Raw genomic sequence first — 16,003 nt, 5'->3', positions numbered from 1 at the left:
ACTTTGACTATCTATATGACTTAAACGCAGCAAAGGAGCACCGAGAGAGCGAGTATGGCAAAAAACACCGCAAACTATGGTAACGACAGTATCCGCCAGCTCAAGGACGAGGAGCGCGTACGCCTGCGCCCCGCCGTCATCTTTGGCTCGGACGGACTCGACGGTTGTGCGCATGCCGCCTTCGAGATCCTGTCCAACGCCGTTGACGAGGCGCGCCAGGGCTACGGCAAGCTCATCACCCTCACCGCTTTTCGCGATGGCTCTATTCAGGTAGAGGACAACGGCCGTGGCTGCCCGCTCGACTGGAACCCCTCCGAGAAGCGCTTTAACTGGGAGCTCGTCTTTTGCGAGCTCTACGCCGGCGGCAAGTACAACAACAACCAGGGCGGCGACTACGACTTCTCGCTCGGCACCAACGGCCTGGGCTCGTGCGCGACCCAGTACGCCTCCGAGTACATGGACGTCACCGTCTGGCGCGACGGCAACAAGTACTCCCTGCACTTTAAGAAGGGCAAGGTTGTCGGCGCCAAGAAGAAGGCACTCGAGATTGAGCCCAGCGACGAGAACCGCACCGGCACCACTATCAAGTGGCGCCCCGATCTTGAGGTCTTTACCTCGATCAGCATTCCCCACGACTGGTATCGCGAGACCATGCGCCGCCAGGCCGTGGTCAACGCCAACGTGACCTTCCGCCTGCGTATTGAGGGTGACGATGGCGAGTTTTCCGAAGAGGATTTTTGCTATCCCAAGGGCATCGAGGACTACGTGCTTGAGAAGGTCGGTACCGACTACCTTACCGAGCCCTTCTTTATTGAGGCCGATCGTCGCGGTCGCGATCGCGAGGACCTGCCCGATTACAACGTAAAAATCACTGCTTGCATGTGCTTCTCGCGCACTTTCATGATGCAGGAGTACTACCACAACTCATCATGGCTCGAGAACGGCGGCTCGCCCGAGAAGGCCGCGCGCAGTGCTCTGACCAGCGCCATCGATGCCTACATTAAGGGCCAAGGCAAGTACAACAAAAACGAGAGCGGCATTAAGTGGCAAGACGTTCAGGACTGTCTGGTACTGGTGACCAACTGCTTCTCCACTCAGACGTCCTACGAAAACCAGACCAAGAAGGCCATCAATAACCGCTTTATCCAGCAGGCCATGACGGCATTCTTTAAGGAGCGCCTCTCGACCTACTTGATCGAGAACAAAGACGCCGCCAACAAGATCATGGAGCAGGTACTCATCAACAAGCGCTCGCGCGAGAACGCCGAGAAGACGCGTCAGAGCATTAAGACCAATCTGCAGCAGAAGACCGACATGGCCAACCGCGTGCAGAAGTTCATCGACTGCCGTTCCAAGGACAAGAACCGTCGCGAGATCTACATCGTAGAGGGCGACTCGGCAGCAGGCGCCATCCGCACGTCGCGCGATGCCGAGTTCCAGGGCGTTATGCCCGTCCGAGGCAAGATCCTCAACTGCCTGAAGGAGGATTATCCGCGCATCTTTAAGTCCGACATCATCATGGACCTCATGCGCGTGCTGGGCTGCGGCGTGGAGATCAAGGACAAGCGCATCAAGAACCTTGGTGCCTTCGACTTGGACAACCTCAACTGGAACAAGGTCATCATCTGTACGGATGCCGACGTCGACGGTTATCACATCCGCACACTCGTGCTCACCATGCTCTACCGCCTGGTGCCCACGCTTATCGACGAGGGGTACGTGTATATCGCCGAGTCGCCGCTCTACGAGATCAACTGCAAAGAGAAAACCTACTTTGCCTACACCGAACTCGAGAAAAACGGCATCCTCAAAGAGATTGGCGACCAGAAGTGTTCCATCAACCGCTCCAAGGGTCTTGGTGAAAACGATCCGGACATGATGTGGCTCACCACCATGAACCCCGAAACGCGCCGCCTGATCAAGGTGGAGTCCGAGGACGTCACCAAGATGGAAACCATGTTCAACCTGTTGCTGGGCAACGACGAGGCGGGCCGTAAGCGCCATATCTCCGAGCACGGCAAGGAATACCTGGACCAGCTAGATCTGCAGTAGCAGCAAATCAATAACGACGGCCCATAAGAAGTTCAAGAGGAAATCGTGGCAAAGAAGAAGACGAAGAACCAGCCAAAGAAAAAGCAGGTCAACGCCGAGAACGTCATCGGCCTGCACTCCGAGGTCACCGACCAGCCGATCACGCAGACGCTCGAGGTCAACTACATGCCCTACGCCATGAGCGTCAACGTCTCGCGTGCATTCCCCGAAATCGACGGCTTTAAGCCCTCGCACCGCAAGCTGCTCTACACCATGTACAAGATGGGTCTGCTCAAGGGCGAGCGCCAGAAGAGCGCCAACATCGTGGGCCAGACCATGAAGCTCAACCCGCACGGCGACGCCGCGATCTACGAGACGATGGTGCGCCTGGCCACCGGCAACGAAGCGCTTCTTGCCCCCTTCGTGGAGTCAAAGGGCAACTTTGGCAAGTACTATTCGGGCGACCTGAGCTACGCCGCCTCGCGTTATACCGAGGCCAAGCTCTCCCCCATCAGTGCCGAAATCTTCAAGGACATCGACAAGGACCCGGTCGACTTCGTTGACAGCTACGACGGTGCCATGAAGGAGCCGCGCCTGCTGCCCACCACGTTCCCCAATATCCTCGTCTCGGCCAACAAGGGCATCGGCGTCGCCATGGCGTCCGACATCTGCGGCTTCAACCTCAACGAGGTCTGCACTGCCACGATGCACTACCTGCAGGATCCCGACTGCGACCTGCTCGAGTACATGCCCATGCCCGACTTCTCGACCGGCGGCGAGATCATCTACCGCCGCGAGGAGATGGAGAAGATCGTCGAGACCGGCCTTGGCAGCTTCCAGATTCGCTCCCGCTGGCGCTGGATTCCCGAAGAGCGCATCATCGAGGTCTACGAGATCCCCTACACCACCAAGACCGATGTCATCATCGAGCGCATCGTCAAGCTCTCCAAAGAGGGCAAAGTCAAAGAGATCGCCGACATCCGCGACGAGACCGACCTTTCGGGCCTGCGCATCGCAATCGACCTTAAGCGCGGTGTCGACCCCGACAAGCTCATGGCGAAGCTTTATCGCTCGACCACGCTGCAGGATTCGTTCTCGTGCAACTTCAACGTGCTCGTCGACGGCTATCCCCGCGTTATGGGCGTGCGCCAGATTCTGCACGAGTGGGTCAAATGGCGTATTCAGTCCACGCGTCGCCGCATTAACTTTGACCTGGGCAAAAAGTCCGAGCGCCTGCACCTGCTGCACGGCCTCGAGGCGATCCTGCTCGACATCGACAAGGCCATCGCCATCATTCGCGGCACCAAGCTTGAGGCCGAGGTCGTGCCCAACCTTATGAAGGGTTTCGACATCGACGAGACCCAGGCCGAGTTTGTTGCCGAGCTTAAGCTCCGCAACATCAACGAGGAGTACATCCTCAACCGCACCAAGGACATCGCAAAACTCGAGGGCGAGATTACCGAGCTCGAGGAGATCCTCTCCAGCGAGGAGAACATCAAGAAGGTCATCAGCGACGAGCTGGCCGCGGTCAACAAGAAGTACGTGATGCCGCGCCGCACGGGCAGGATCGAGCCCCATGAGGTTATCGAAGTAAGCTTGGAGCCCGAGGTCGAGGAGTACCCGGTCACTATCATGCTCTCGCGCGATGGCTACCTTAAGAAGATGACGGACCGCGTGCTCAAGAAGGCGACCACACTCAAGTACAAGGACGGCGACAAACCCTTTATCGAGTTCCCGTCCTCCAATACGCACGAGCTACTGGTCTTTACCAACAAGAGCCAGGTGTACAAGTGCAAGGTTGCGGCGTTTGAGGACACCAAGTCGGCCCAGCTGGGCTCGTACCTGCCGACCGATCTTGAGATGGAACCCGACGAGAGTGTCATCTGGGTCATCGACCCCGAGGACTACAAGGCCGACGCGCTGTTCGTCTTTGAAAACGGCCGCGTGGTGCGCGTCGCACTTGCCGGATACGTCACCAAGACTAACCGAAAGCGCCTCAAAAACGCCATCTACGGCGGCAGCAAGCTGCTGTATGCGCAGGTACTCAAGGAAGACCGCGACATCGCGCTGGTCTCGAGCGACTATCGTTTGATGAACTTCAACACGTCGCTGCTTAAGACCAAGACGACCACCAACACGCAGGGCGTCCAGGCTTTCACGGCCAAGAAGGGCCGCTCGGTCACCACCATCGGCACGACCGAAGAGATTCTTGGTGCCGGTGTCTCGGCCGAAAAGTTCACTGCGCAGAGCCTGCCTTCTGCCGGTGCCCTCATGAAGGAAAACGACATGCCGAGCCTGTTTGACTAAAACAACGGCAGAACCGCCATAAGCTCTTAAAACGGTGGGGCCCGGAACGCAGCAACATCGCGCTCCGTGCCCCGCTCGTTGCAACGTATATCATATGCCCCACACAGGAATCGCTTGGACATCCTTGGTAATAAGGTATGGATCCGGGGTTTGGCAGACAACGTGTCCAAACCCAATTTCATAGCCGGTCAGGCCCTCGAGACAGGAAAAATTCTTCACCGCATCTTTGCCCACCGTGGCCGACATCTTCACCTCGACGGGATGGAGAATATGGCCCTCTTGGATGAGCAAATCAATTTCGCGCTTCTTTTGGTCTCGATAGAACCATACGTCGCGAAGGCTCTTCCCCGTGTTCATAAAGCTCTTCAAAATTTCCGAGACAACGAACGTCTCAAATATATGCCCCGCCGCGGCCCCATTGCGCAATTGCTCCGGCGTTATCCACCTCGTTAGATGACAAACAAGACCTGTATCCATAAAGAATATCTTAGGGGTCTTGGTCAGACGCTTATCGACATTAGGCCAAAAGGGCTCGACAATCCGAACGATGTTCGACGCCTGCAAAACCGAGAGCCAAGCCTTCACCGTCTTACGGTCGACGTCAACGGTGTTTCCAATATCGGTGGCATTTAACAGTTGCCCCGTTCTCGCTGCGCACGCGACCATAAAGCTGTAGAACTTCGCCTCATCCTTTACGTTTACAAGATCGCGAACATCGCGTTCGAGATATGCGGCAACGTAGTCGGAATAATAGGAGTCCCAATCGATAGTTGGGTCTTGCAGTTCGGGCATCGAACCCCTATGGATGATGTTCCAAATATTTCCCGAAGACATCTTAGAGGCCAAGGAAACCTTTTTGGGGATATACGGACGAGGGCCCTGGGGACCACCAACGAGTTCGCGCAAGCTTAAAGAGGGCATCTCCAGAATTCTAATCCTCCCCGCCAAGGATTCGCTCACCCCTTTCATAAGGTGATATGTCTGGGATCCCGTGAGGACGATTCGTCCCTTCTCCTCTGATTGATCGACAACCCACTTCACCGGAGAAAAAAGCTCAGGCACTCGCTGAATCTCATCAATGATGATCGGCAGATCATGAGACTCGAAAAACAGGGCGGCGTCCTCTTTTGCAAGAAGATAATCCCGCGGGTTCTCCATCGAAACATAGTCGAATCGGTCGCCTAGATGTTGCTTGAGAACCGTCGTCTTCCCAACTTGGCGCGCTCCGGTCACCAAGACAACTTTTCCCTGTCCCAGCATCGAATCTATCGTCTGTTCAATTTCGCGCTCGATGTACATACAATCGCCTCCCGTTATGGAGTCTATTATCTCGTACAAACGTTAATTGGTCAAAATCGGGAGCGCTACTCCCGATTTTCACTCACAGTCTTCTGCCCGATTCTGGCCCCAGCAGGGTCTCAGAAATTGCCAAGCGTATGGGCGTCGCCAGCAACTATGCAAGTCAATACAAACGCCGCCTCCTCGAGGACGGCGTTATCGGGGAACGTGGACGTGGCCTCGTCGGCTTCGACATCCCCGCGTTCAAGGAGTTCCTGAGCGAGAAGGCCTCCTAGCGCGCCAAGATTGTCCGCAAGGACTTCAACGCATGGCAATCAGCATTCCTCTTGGTAAGGACAGCAAGCATTTCCACTAGTGTTGATTGCCATGCGCTCTTCGAGCCCTTAGGCGAGCTTGCGAGCGAGCTCTCGCACCTTTTCCAGCTTGGGCGAGGAGGCCATGCTGTCGCGCTCGGTCATGCCGCTAATGGTGACAATGCCCTGGTCCTCCCACTTGCAGTACGCGCAGGCTGACTTGTACATAGCGATAGCCGCATCATAGACGCCCTCGCTGTGGCTATCGAGCAAAAGGGCCGTCTTGGTGAACGGGAAGCCCGTAGCACCGAAGGCGTACAGGCGGTCGATGACAGCCTTCTCCTGTGCAGTGATATCAAACCAGTAGATAGGCGAAGCGAAGACAACCATGTCGGTGTCTTTCAGCGACTCGATCACGTTGGCCATGTCATCCTTCTGCACGCAGACGCCCTCATGGGCGAAGCAGTATTGGCATCCCAAGCAGCCGGCGATCTTCTTGCTGGCAACGCGGACGACCTCGACCGCATTGTCGCCCTCACGCGCGGTCTCGGCAAACGCCTCAACCATGGTGTCGGTATTGGCGCCCTTGCGCGGGCTGCCGCTCAATACAACGATTTTCATAGGATTCCCTCTCCTTCATGCCGCAGGCGCGCAGCATGTTTTCTTGTAACCAAAACGAATGGAGCTATTCAGTCGTCTGTAGACCGCATCTCTCGTTCGTGCCCTCCAAAGAAGGTGCAAGCAGAAGCATCACGGGCATTGATCAGCGCCGATATGGATCACGACATGAAACCGTAAGGGTTGGCCAGAGGTTGCTAGATTCAATAACTCTCAGCAATGGAGCGAATGACGACTTCGGCGATATAATCCGTGTCATCTTGATTGTTCCTGCGCGGAAGGTACAGCTCATGTCCAAGCTCAACATCGACCAGCGATCGATTCGCGATCTTCTCACCGATAAGCGATCAGACTTCCTCATCCCCGACTACCAGAGGCCCTACGCCTGGGGCGAGGATGAATGCGCAACGCTGTGGGATGACCTGTTCTCGTTCGCTTTTCCAGGCGATGACTACGAGCGTTTCGACAGCGAAAACGACGAATACTTTCTAGGGCCCATCGTCACCTTTAAGAACCTCTCTGGCCAACTTGAGATCATTGACGGCCAGCAGCGCCTCACCACCATCATGCTGCTGCTCCGCGCGTTCTACGACAAGTTCACCAACATGAAGGATAAGCAGTCTGTGAAGATGCGCGAGGCAATCGCCCGTTGTGTATGGAAAACCGACGAGTTCGACGAGCCCGACATGGAGCGCCTCAAGATCGACTCCGAGGTTGCATCGGACAACGACAAGAATGAATTCCTCGAGATTTTACGAGAGGGCAACGTAGGCGATGGCTGGAAGAGCGCTTATGCCCGCAACTTCGCTTTCTTCCAGAGGAAAATTGAACAACTGGTGAGCGAGTGGCCCACCTACACCGTCTACATGGCCACACGCGTCATCAACAATGTGATACTGTTACCCATTGAAGCGGAGTCGCAGGACACCGCGCTACGCATCTTCTCGACTCTAAACGACCGAGGGCTGCCTCTCTCGGATGCCGACATCTTCAAAAGCCAGTTCTACAAGCATTATTCCGACACGGGGCGCAAGGACGAGTTCATCCGTCGCTGGAAGGCGCTCGAGGAGGGAGCGAACGCTATCTTCCGGCCCATGCGCGGTACACCAACCGATGAGCTATTTACGCGCTATATGTACTACCGCCGCGCGAAGAAAGGCATCCGCGACACGACCACCGCATCGTTGCGCGACTTCTTCGGTGCCGATGGCTACGCCATGCTCAAGGAGGACGCCACGCTCGACGATCTCGAGGCGCTGCTCGGCTTCTGGAAACGCGTCGACGCGCAGGAAGGGTTCAGCGAGCGCGTGCTCCGCAGGCTCTTCGTGCTGAACTACGCCCCCAACGGCATGTGGACCTATCTGCTAAGCGTCTGGTTCCTTGCCAACCGCGACAGCAAAAGTGTCCTCGATGACGAGGCACTCTACGGCTTTCTAAACAAGATCACGGCATTCGTTCTCGCCTACGCCATTGAGCGTCCCGGCGTAAATGCGCTGCGTTCGCCAGTGTATCCCGAGATGATCAACATCGTGGAGCACCGCCCGGTGGAGTTTCCCAACCACCACTTCAATCGCGCAAATATTGCTGAGCGATTCCGAACCTACGTGTTCACCAACGGCAGGCCTGTAACGAAGTCCATGCTCACTTGGTGGGCGTACGCAGACCCAGATCAACCACTCATGGACCTAGACACTACGCTCGAAATTGAGCACATCTATGCCAAGAAGCGCAACGAGGTAGACCCGCTCGTCGACCAATCCAACCTGGAGGCGCTGGGTAACAAGGCGCTGCTCGAGAAGCGTGTAAACATCCGCGCGGCCGACTACAGATTCTGCGATAAACGCAAGTACTATGAGGGATACACCGACGGCAATGGCAAGCGCAAAGCCGGAACAAAGATCGCGGAACTCAAGCGCCTGACACAAGTCATGGGAGACTTCACCGAAATAGACATCGCGACTCGCACGGCTCAGATCATCGATGCCTTCGTGGACTACCTGGGCGACAACGGACTTTTGAGCTAAGGAGCGAACATGTTCGAAAGACTAACCAAGCACGCTGGCAAGCTGGAGGACAGAAACATGAATGTCGAGCTTGGGGGCGGGACGCTCGGACTCGAGGATTTCGTCGACGATTTCTATGAACTGGACGGGTTCGCGGACACCAGCTACTTCGAGACGCTTGAACGCCATGGCATCGACACCTCGGAAGGCATAGACAGCTGCGACATCGACCATGGGGACATTGACCTGATACGTGCATGCATCACGTGGTGCGTTCGTGGCGACCGCTTCTGCGACGGACTCCTTGCCGCGCAAGCCAGGAGCGGGTTTCTGGACCGCTGCCTCTTCCGGCTGAAGGAGCTCGACGAGGGCTGAACGGCGGCCACGAAGACGTCTGGCGCTGCGACAGCACAGCGATGCGACAATGCCATGCCGTCGCACTCCGTCATGCCACCAAATCAAAAGCGGAACCATCGCTCAATCTTGAGATGCATTGACCAAAGGCTCACGTTTCTACCGAGAAGTCGAGAGCGCGGGGCACACTGTGGCGCTTTATCCTCAGCTCATAGCTGCACTGCTTACTTAAAATGAACCCGTGGTCAAGATGAACTACGAGAATCATAGCGGGCGGATACCGCCCGTATGCCCCCTTCGGAATAGGCGGGCTCGCCGGCGTTCACGGCACGGTAGATGGTGGAGAAGCTCACGACGCAGCGCCCGCCGCGCTCGAGGCGGGACCTGCCGTCTATCTGCTCGGGCGACCGGCGGTCGTCGACGATGCGCCTGCGCACCTCGGCCGCGAGGGCCGGGTCGGAGAGCCTCTTGCGGGGCCTGCAGGCCTTGCGGCGGGCGTCGGAGCGCGACTGGGCGGCGATGGCCCCGTAGCGCCCGTTCCGGCCGTTCCTGGCGATCTCCCTGCTCACCGTGGACTTGTTCCTGCCTATCGCAGCGGCGATAGCCGAGACCCCCCTCATGCCTCGCGTGCATCTCCGCTATCCTGTCGCGCTCCTCGGCGCTAAGATGCCTGTAGCGGCGCATGTCCCCTCGCTCCGACGTTGACCTAGACAGCCAACATCGTAGCCCCCGGGAGTGCGCCACGCTCGTGAGCAGGCCCCATGCCGTTGCACTCAGAATGCTAATCCGCCGCCCTAAAAAACGCCTCGAAACCCCTTCTGAGATTTCGAGGCGCAGAACGCGCGATGCTTTTTTTCCTTTTAAAGACAATAGCCTACCAAATGCCAAGCAGATGCTGCATGCCCAGGCTCACCAGAGCGATGCCGATCCAGCAGCACAGACCCATAAAGATGGGTTTGCCGCCCGTCTTAACCAGCTTGACTATATTGGTGTTGAAACCAATCGCCGCCATAGCCATAACAATGAAGAACTTGGAGAGCTCCTTTATGGGCGCGGTCACGCCCGCAGGTAGCGCGAAGACCGTGGTGATCACGCTGGCAAGCACAAAGAAGAGGATAAAGAAGGGGAAGATCTTCTTGATATCGAACGTGCCCGCAGCTTCGCCGCCCTCGCCGTTCGCGGCGGCGCGCTTGGCCTTGTGAACCTGCCAAAATGCCAGCGCCAGCGTGATGGGGATGATGGCGAGCGTGCGGGTGAGCTTCACAATGGTCGCCTCGTCCAACGTATTGGCGCCAGGGTGTATGCCGTCCCACGCGGCAGCGGCGGCGGTTACGGACGAGGTGTCGTTGACGGCGGTGCCGGCAAACAGGCCAAAGCCCTCGTTTGAAAGGCCAAGCATGCCGCCAAGAGCCGGGAAAATAAGCGCGGCGATGATGTTGAACAAGAAGATGACGCTGATGGCCTGCGCGATCTCCTCATCGTCCGCATCGATAACCGGAGCGGTCGCCGCGATTGCCGAGCCGCCGCAGATTGACGACCCCACGCCCACCAGAGTGGAAATCTTGGTGGGGATCTTGAGGGCGCGATGCAGGGCGAAAGAAATCACCAGCGACGTGGTGATAGTCGCCACGATAATGGGCAGCGAACGGGCGCCCACGCGCGCGATCTGGGAAAGGTTGAGGCCAAAGCCCAACAGGATAACCGCGTACTGCAAGATCTTCTTAGAGGTGAACTTGATACCGGGCGCAAACGGCAACGCCGCGTCGTCCTTAATAAACAGCGCCAGCACCATACCGATGAGGATGGCGAAGACCGGCCCGCCGATCACGTCGAAGCGCTTGCCCAAAAACCATGCCGGCAGAGCGATAAGCAGGCATAGCGCCACGCCCCTCCAGCTATCTTGAACCTTGTCCCACGTTCTTTCCGCCATATCTTCTTCCTCTCTATACGCGCCGTCCCTGCATGCGCGGAACCGCTCCGCCGCCTACGACATAAACCCAAATCTCTCTCGGCAAACAGCCAAGATTGAATGCATAGCGATAGTACTACCTTGGCTTATAATTCTTTTCACCCTATTGGTTATCACTCTATAAGTATTTGTTATATATGGACGATGTTATAGATGATTCTTGAGCATAGGAGTCAACGTGCTGGATTACCGCACCCATACGTTCTTGACGGTCTGCAGGCTGGGCAGCTTCACGCAGGCGGCAGCGGAGCTCCATATCCCCCAGCCCGCCGTATCGCAGCATATCCGGCAGCTCGAGGCGCATTACGGGTGCGCCCTCTTCCACAAGGGCGGCCGGCGCGGCGAGCTCACGCAAGCGGGGGCGATGCTGTTTCGAGCGCTCGAAACAATGGAGAACGATGAGACGAGGCTCAAGGCGCAAGCGAAAGCCCTAACGCTGGAGCAGCCCGCCAAGGCTCCCCTGCGTTTTGGCTGCACGCGCACCATCTGCGACTATTGGATTCCCCGCGTACTCGCCCGCCATATGGCAAAACATCCCGACGAGATGGTGCAGATGAGCGTTGGCAACACGCAGGAGCTTGTGGAAGGCCTGGAGGCCGGTACTATTGATTTCGCCTTGGTAGAAGGATCCTTTAACAGGGCCCTCTTCGACTCCGCCCCGGTATCGCGCGAGCGCTATGTAGCTGTTGGGAGCGCAGATGAGTTCGACGCGTCCTATAAGCCGGTATCCATGGCCAGCCTACTCGACCGCAGGCTCATCCTACGCGAAGCGGGGTCGGGCACGCGCGAGATCCTAGAGAAGCACCTCGCCGCGCGCGACCTCGATCTTGACGACTTCGCAGGCACGTTCGAGGTCGCCAGCATCCCCGCCATCAAGCTGTGCGTCCGGGCGGGGACTGGCATTACGTTTTTGTACCGCGCAGCGGTTGAGCGCGAGCTCGATCAGGGCGAGCTGCGCGACATCACCCCAAGCGACTTCTTTGTCGAGCACGACTTTCGCCTGATCTGGCAACGTGGCAGCCTCGCTGCGCGCCGCTACCAGGAAATCGCCCGCTCCTGGAGGCGATAAAGCCCGCAGTGCCCGCGCACGTACACAGGCAGAAGCCCGGCTCCGCGCCAAAAACGGCCTCCGATGGCGCCTAAAAACCAAAATCGACCTCCAGTGGCAAAAACCAACGCCAAAACAGGCCTCCGATGACACTTTTACCATTGCCATCGGAGGTCGATTTTGGCAAGCTGCAGGTAGAGACGTCGCTCATTTTTATGGCAAGCGCTCGTATTTGCCACCGAAGGCCAAAAATGGGCTCTTCGACGTTTCTAGTGGGTAGCGCATGTCAGCTTCTTCTGGGCCGTGAAGTCCAGGCGGCCCAGCCGGAGGAAGATTATCGTCCTGAAATAGGCGATGCTCCTGAAGCCCCTTGCAGCGCTGCGGACCGACTGGACGACGGGGTTCAGCCCTTCCAGGAACGAGTTTGTGGAGCCCCTCTTCCACCAGTTCAGGATGCCCTCCCGCTCCTTCCTGAGCGTCCTCGCCACGGTCTTCATCTCCCTGACATTGGAGTGCATCTGGCCTCCACGCCGCCTCCGAGGCCGCGAGCGCCCATGGGGGTTCCGTCTCGCTCGCCAACAGCCCCTCGGGCGGCGCGGTGGCCACCATCGCGGTCCCCCTGTGCGGGGCCTGACGACTCAGGCCCTCACACCGGCGTGTCTCGCAATCAAACGCTTCCCGGATAATAATGCCCGTTGCAGGGCTCGCCCTGGCTAGTCGCCGCCCATGTGCATGAGCATGTCAGCAATGCGAGTCGCCATCTCGTCCGCCGCTGCACGGATGTTGGCGACCCAGGACGCAAGGCCGGTCTGATCGGATGCCTCCGCTTCAAGCACGTCGTAGTTCGCGGTCACCGCCATGAGCGGGGTGACGAGGTCGTGCGAGGCGGTGCAAACGAACGCGCGCTCCCGCGCCTCGGCCTCCGCCACCGGTCGCAGGGCACGTCCCGCTGCCGCCCACGCCACGGCGAGCGCCCAAAAGCCGAAGCGATCGGCGTCACTCGCTTCGCTAAATCAACTTTATGGGATGACGGATCACGGTCTTGAGCTTCTCCGGCGCGCACTTGCGCGGGTCGGAGAGGTAAATCTCGTGATGCAGACAGGCTTCGGAGAAGTCGGGGGCGTAGCCCCGTTCCGCTGCAAATGTGCGCATGGCGTCTATGGTCGCCGGTTCGTCGTTGTAAGGCCCGGTATGCATGCGCTGAATGCAAAGACCCTCGTCGACCCTCAGCAGCTCGACCGACGAGAAGTCCAGCTTCTTCTTGGCAGCGGCTTCCGAGACGGCCCAGTCGAAGTCCTCGCGAGTGACGAAATCGGGCAGGCGGATGCATGAGATGAGGTTGAAGTCGTCCTTCCGCGCGTAATCGATCCCGCCATCGGTGTGGTCTTGCCACCAGAAGCCCTCGAGCGGAGGCACGACGAAGTCGAAATAGCCTTCGATCTCTCGCGGGCCGTTTTTCGACATCTTGATGGTATAGGCGACGCCATAGGGCATCGGCAACGCGTTCTGCTACGCGCCGCCTTCGGCATTGGGATCGCCCTTGCCCCGCACGGCAACGTAGCTCATAGACGGAACGATCAGAAAGCTCGGCTTGTCAGGCGGTTTGCCCGCGATGTTGTAGCGCACCGTAGACGCTGATGGAGATGGCTGCGCGCAGGCACGAGTGCGCCGCCGCACCTCATGGCCTGTTTCTCGGGTATTTGGGGCGCGCGGCGTTCAAAAATGTGAAGCGGTTCCGCATGGCTCGGGATTGAGCCGAGGTGCCCTACTTCTCGCCCTCCAGCAGGCCCACGATGCGGTCGATGTCGACGGCGAAGCGGGGCCTTCCTTCGCGCTCGTAGCGGTCGAGGTACGCCTGGCACTCGGAGACAATGCGCTTGGTGTTGCCGTCGATGATGCGCTGGAGCGTCTCGTAGTAGGCCGAGCCCTCGGTCCTGAAGCGACGCTGGTAGGACTTGGTTATGGGGAACATCTTGATGTAGTGGATGCCGTGGCGGCAGCCGGGGCGCGTCGTGGGGCGGGGTGGCAACGCAAAGTACTGGTCTTTGGGCACGTTGGGGGCGATGTTGGAACGCAGCGGCACGGCGAAGTCCCTGCGCTTCCCGCGGAAACGCAGCCTCACCACCACGATGCAGGGGAGATTGTGCTTAAGCATGAGCTCGCGGTCGCCCTCGACGAGGTCGAAGAAGTCCTGGGAGATGGATACGATCTTCATCGGTTACGCCCCCTTCATACGAAGCGGGGCCCGCATCGCTGCAGGCCCCTACAGGTGGGCGATATTCTACGCCTTGCGGCACCCCGTCGCCCACGGAGGTTAAACGTACACGTAAGCCGTACTCTGAAAGCCGCGGCTTCCGGCAAGTAGTTTATACCACGAAAGGTCGCTTTCAATGCGCATAGCTCGCAAAACAACACTCGCTGGGCCGCCACCCCTGGCAGTTACCCACCAATCTTCATTGGAGTCAGCAGGTCAATTCATATAGTTATGGGGGTGCATCCTAAAGGAAATCCAATTTATACCCCCATAACTAAGGTATTTTCTATTCCCACTCGATGGCTCTGTATTTGTCGTCCCGTCATTCTAGTTGCACCCAGTTTTCGGTGTCGTCTCGAACCGAATGCCGCCAAATAACACCATGTCTTGTTTCGTCGGCTTCGGGGACAAAAGTTGGGACAACTCCAAAAACTTTTTTCAAACTCAGTGTTTTGAGTTTTTGTTTTTGTCCCAAAGGGCGCGGCGGACCGCCTTTGGAGGCTCGATTTCGCCGAAAACGCCCGTTTTGAAACTCAACCGACCTTTAGCGTGCAAGCCGCCAGCTTCAACCGCAAGTGAATTAACGCGGGTGGCTTGCGCGCCATTTGCAAAACCCCAGGTCGCAGGTCTTCGCCATTCGTGAACAAAGTGAGTAGTCTCAGGTGGCTTGCTTATGAGTTGGCGAACGGGCCTTCAGGATTCAGGGCAAACATGCTGGTAGAATAGGATTCTCAAATCAATGACAGGAGACCGAGCATGGCCGAACCCCACGATAGGAAGCCGATCCTCACGATCGAGCAGCAGATAGAGCACCTCAAGCAGAAGGGCGTAGCCTTCGAACTGTGTTCCGAGGAAGAGGCCGCGGACTACCTGCGCGACAAGTGCAACTTCTTCAAGCTCGCATCCTACCGCAAACTCTTCTCGAAATACGAGGGAGGCCCGCGCGACGGCCGCTACGTAGACCTCGACTTCGGCCAGCTGCGCCTGCTCGCGGCGCTCGACCAGGAGCTGCGCCACGCCCTGCTCGGCATGACGCTCGACATCGAGCATTTCCAGAAGGTGACACTGCTTCGCGAGATGGAGGACCGTGGAGAGGACGGCTACGCCATCGTGGCCGACTACATGGCATCGCTTACCACTGCAAACAGGGAGTACCGCCTGCGCGAGCTCAAGATGAGCGGCCGCAGCCCCTACAGCTCGAGCCTCTACGCGAAGTACTCCGGCGACATGCCTGCCTGGGCCTTCCTTGAGCTCACCTCGTTCGGCACCCTCATCGACTTCGTGCGCTTCTGCGCCAGGCGATGGGGCGACAGGCGCCTCGAGGCCTCCCACTACGACCTCAAGCGCGTGAAGTCCGTCCGCAACTGCGCCGCGCACGGCTCGTGCCTGATCAACTGCTTCGCCGAGAGGGGCGCCGCCCGGGGCTCGGCGTCCAGCGGCGTCTCCCGAAGGGTCGCCGCCGTGGGGATTCCCAAGGCGACCAGGAGGAAGTGGATGGGGAATACGGCCATGCAGGAGGTCGCGACCGTGCTCGTGGCGCACTCCGGCTTGGTACCCGAGGGCTCCTCGCGCTCGCGCGCCGCATCCGAGCTCGCCGAGATGTTCGCCAGGGCCGACGGCGAAACCGAGGCGCTGCCCGACAAGGGGCCCGACGCCGCAGCTCGCTCCGCGCTCGAGTTCCTTCGCAGGTTGACAGAATCGCTCGGGTTGGTAGAATAGCCTACAGATAGCAAAACCTTCACGGTTTTAGGGGCGGACTTGCGCAAGCGACTCTGCCCTATTTTTATATGGCTCTTCGGTGGTTTCTGTGGGAGAGATTCCGGCATA

General features: G+C 58.2%; 14 protein-coding genes and 1 pseudogene. 7 read left to right on the top strand and 8 right to left on the bottom strand.

Features of this window, described 5'->3' with window-relative positions; all coding sequences use genetic code 11:
- Positions 1–54 precede the first annotated feature (54 nt).
- Positions 55–2,052, top strand: a complete 1,998-nt coding sequence (locus DW732_RS06025; RefSeq protein ID WP_118099054.1) for a type IIA DNA topoisomerase subunit B — start codon at positions 55–57, stop codon at positions 2,050–2,052.
- A gap of 45 nt (positions 2,053–2,097) precedes the next feature.
- The gene (locus DW732_RS06020) at positions 2,098–4,338 is read left to right on the top strand and encodes a DNA gyrase subunit A (protein WP_118099053.1); all 2,241 of its coding nucleotides are present in this window, start codon (positions 2,098–2,100) and stop codon (positions 4,336–4,338) included.
- A 90-nt stretch (positions 4,339–4,428) separates the two neighbouring features.
- On the opposite strand, the gene DW732_RS06015 is transcribed toward DW732_RS06020, so the two are convergent.
- Entirely contained in the window at positions 4,429–5,637 is a 1,209-nt protein-coding gene (locus DW732_RS06015) for an ATP-binding protein (protein ID WP_117734602.1), read from the bottom strand.
- A gap of 137 nt (positions 5,638–5,774) precedes the next feature.
- Between DW732_RS06015 and DW732_RS06010 the strand changes: the two genes are divergently transcribed.
- Positions 5,775–5,912, top strand: a complete 138-nt coding sequence (locus DW732_RS06010) for a hypothetical protein (RefSeq protein ID WP_199569762.1) — start codon at positions 5,775–5,777, stop codon at positions 5,910–5,912.
- 108 nt (positions 5,913–6,020) lie between these two features.
- On the opposite strand, the gene DW732_RS06005 is transcribed toward DW732_RS06010, so the two are convergent.
- The gene (locus tag DW732_RS06005) at positions 6,021–6,551 is read right to left on the bottom strand and encodes a flavodoxin family protein (protein WP_117734603.1); all 531 of its coding nucleotides are present in this window, start codon (positions 6,549–6,551) and stop codon (positions 6,021–6,023) included.
- A 287-nt stretch (positions 6,552–6,838) separates the two neighbouring features.
- Between DW732_RS06005 and DW732_RS06000 the strand changes: the two genes are divergently transcribed.
- Both DW732_RS06000 and DW732_RS05995 read left to right on the top strand, forming a co-directional pair.
- Positions 6,839–8,572 carry a DUF262 domain-containing protein gene (locus DW732_RS06000; protein ID WP_117734604.1) on the top strand — a complete coding sequence of 578 codons (1,734 nt, stop codon included), beginning with the start codon at positions 6,839–6,841 and terminating at the stop codon, positions 8,570–8,572.
- A 9-nt stretch (positions 8,573–8,581) separates the two neighbouring features.
- Positions 8,582–8,926, top strand: a complete 345-nt coding sequence (locus DW732_RS05995) for a DUF6508 domain-containing protein (protein ID WP_117734605.1) — start codon at positions 8,582–8,584, stop codon at positions 8,924–8,926.
- A gap of 224 nt (positions 8,927–9,150) precedes the next feature.
- On the opposite strand, the gene DW732_RS05990 is transcribed toward DW732_RS05995, so the two are convergent.
- Positions 9,151–9,474 carry a hypothetical protein gene (locus DW732_RS05990; protein ID WP_233539379.1) on the bottom strand — a complete coding sequence of 108 codons (324 nt, stop codon included), beginning with the start codon at positions 9,472–9,474 and terminating at the stop codon, positions 9,151–9,153.
- Positions 9,475–9,779: 305 nt separating this feature from the next.
- On the bottom strand, positions 9,780–10,835 hold the full coding sequence (locus DW732_RS05985; protein WP_117734607.1) for a YeiH family protein: 1,056 nt from the start codon (positions 10,833–10,835) through the stop codon (positions 9,780–9,782).
- Between the two features lie 217 nt (positions 10,836–11,052).
- Here DW732_RS05985 and DW732_RS05980 point away from each other — a divergent pair, with 217 nt between their 5' ends.
- Positions 11,053–11,943, top strand: a complete 891-nt coding sequence (locus DW732_RS05980) for a LysR family transcriptional regulator (protein ID WP_118099051.1) — start codon at positions 11,053–11,055, stop codon at positions 11,941–11,943.
- A 248-nt stretch (positions 11,944–12,191) separates the two neighbouring features.
- Here the strand turns inward: DW732_RS05980 and DW732_RS05975 are convergent, their stop codons facing one another.
- The 4 genes and pseudogenes from DW732_RS05975 to DW732_RS05960 form a co-directional block, all read right to left on the bottom strand.
- Positions 12,192–12,440: a transposase gene (locus tag DW732_RS05975; protein WP_117794380.1), complete on the bottom strand. Its 249-nt coding sequence runs from the start codon at positions 12,438–12,440 to the stop codon at positions 12,192–12,194.
- A gap of 195 nt (positions 12,441–12,635) precedes the next feature.
- Positions 12,636–12,782, bottom strand: a complete 147-nt coding sequence (locus tag DW732_RS05970) for a hypothetical protein (protein WP_158567365.1) — start codon at positions 12,780–12,782, stop codon at positions 12,636–12,638.
- Between the two features lie 148 nt (positions 12,783–12,930).
- A pseudogene (locus tag DW732_RS05965) lies at positions 12,931–13,548 on the bottom strand (GyrI-like domain-containing protein).
- Between the two features lie 139 nt (positions 13,549–13,687).
- Entirely contained in the window at positions 13,688–14,137 is a 450-nt protein-coding gene (locus DW732_RS05960) for a hypothetical protein (RefSeq protein WP_117734610.1), read from the bottom strand.
- Between the two features lie 795 nt (positions 14,138–14,932).
- On the opposite strand from DW732_RS05960, the gene DW732_RS05955 reads away from it, so the two are divergent.
- On the top strand, positions 14,933–15,895 hold the full coding sequence (locus DW732_RS05955) for an Abi family protein (protein ID WP_075844146.1): 963 nt from the start codon (positions 14,933–14,935) through the stop codon (positions 15,893–15,895).
- Positions 15,896–16,003: the final 108 nt, after the last annotated feature.

The organism is Collinsella sp. AM28-11LB (genome assembly GCF_003469895.1).
GTDB lineage: Bacteria > Actinomycetota > Coriobacteriia > Coriobacteriales > Coriobacteriaceae > Collinsella.
Note: the sequence above shows the minus strand (reverse complement) of the source record. Positions and strands in the feature narration are given on the sequence as shown.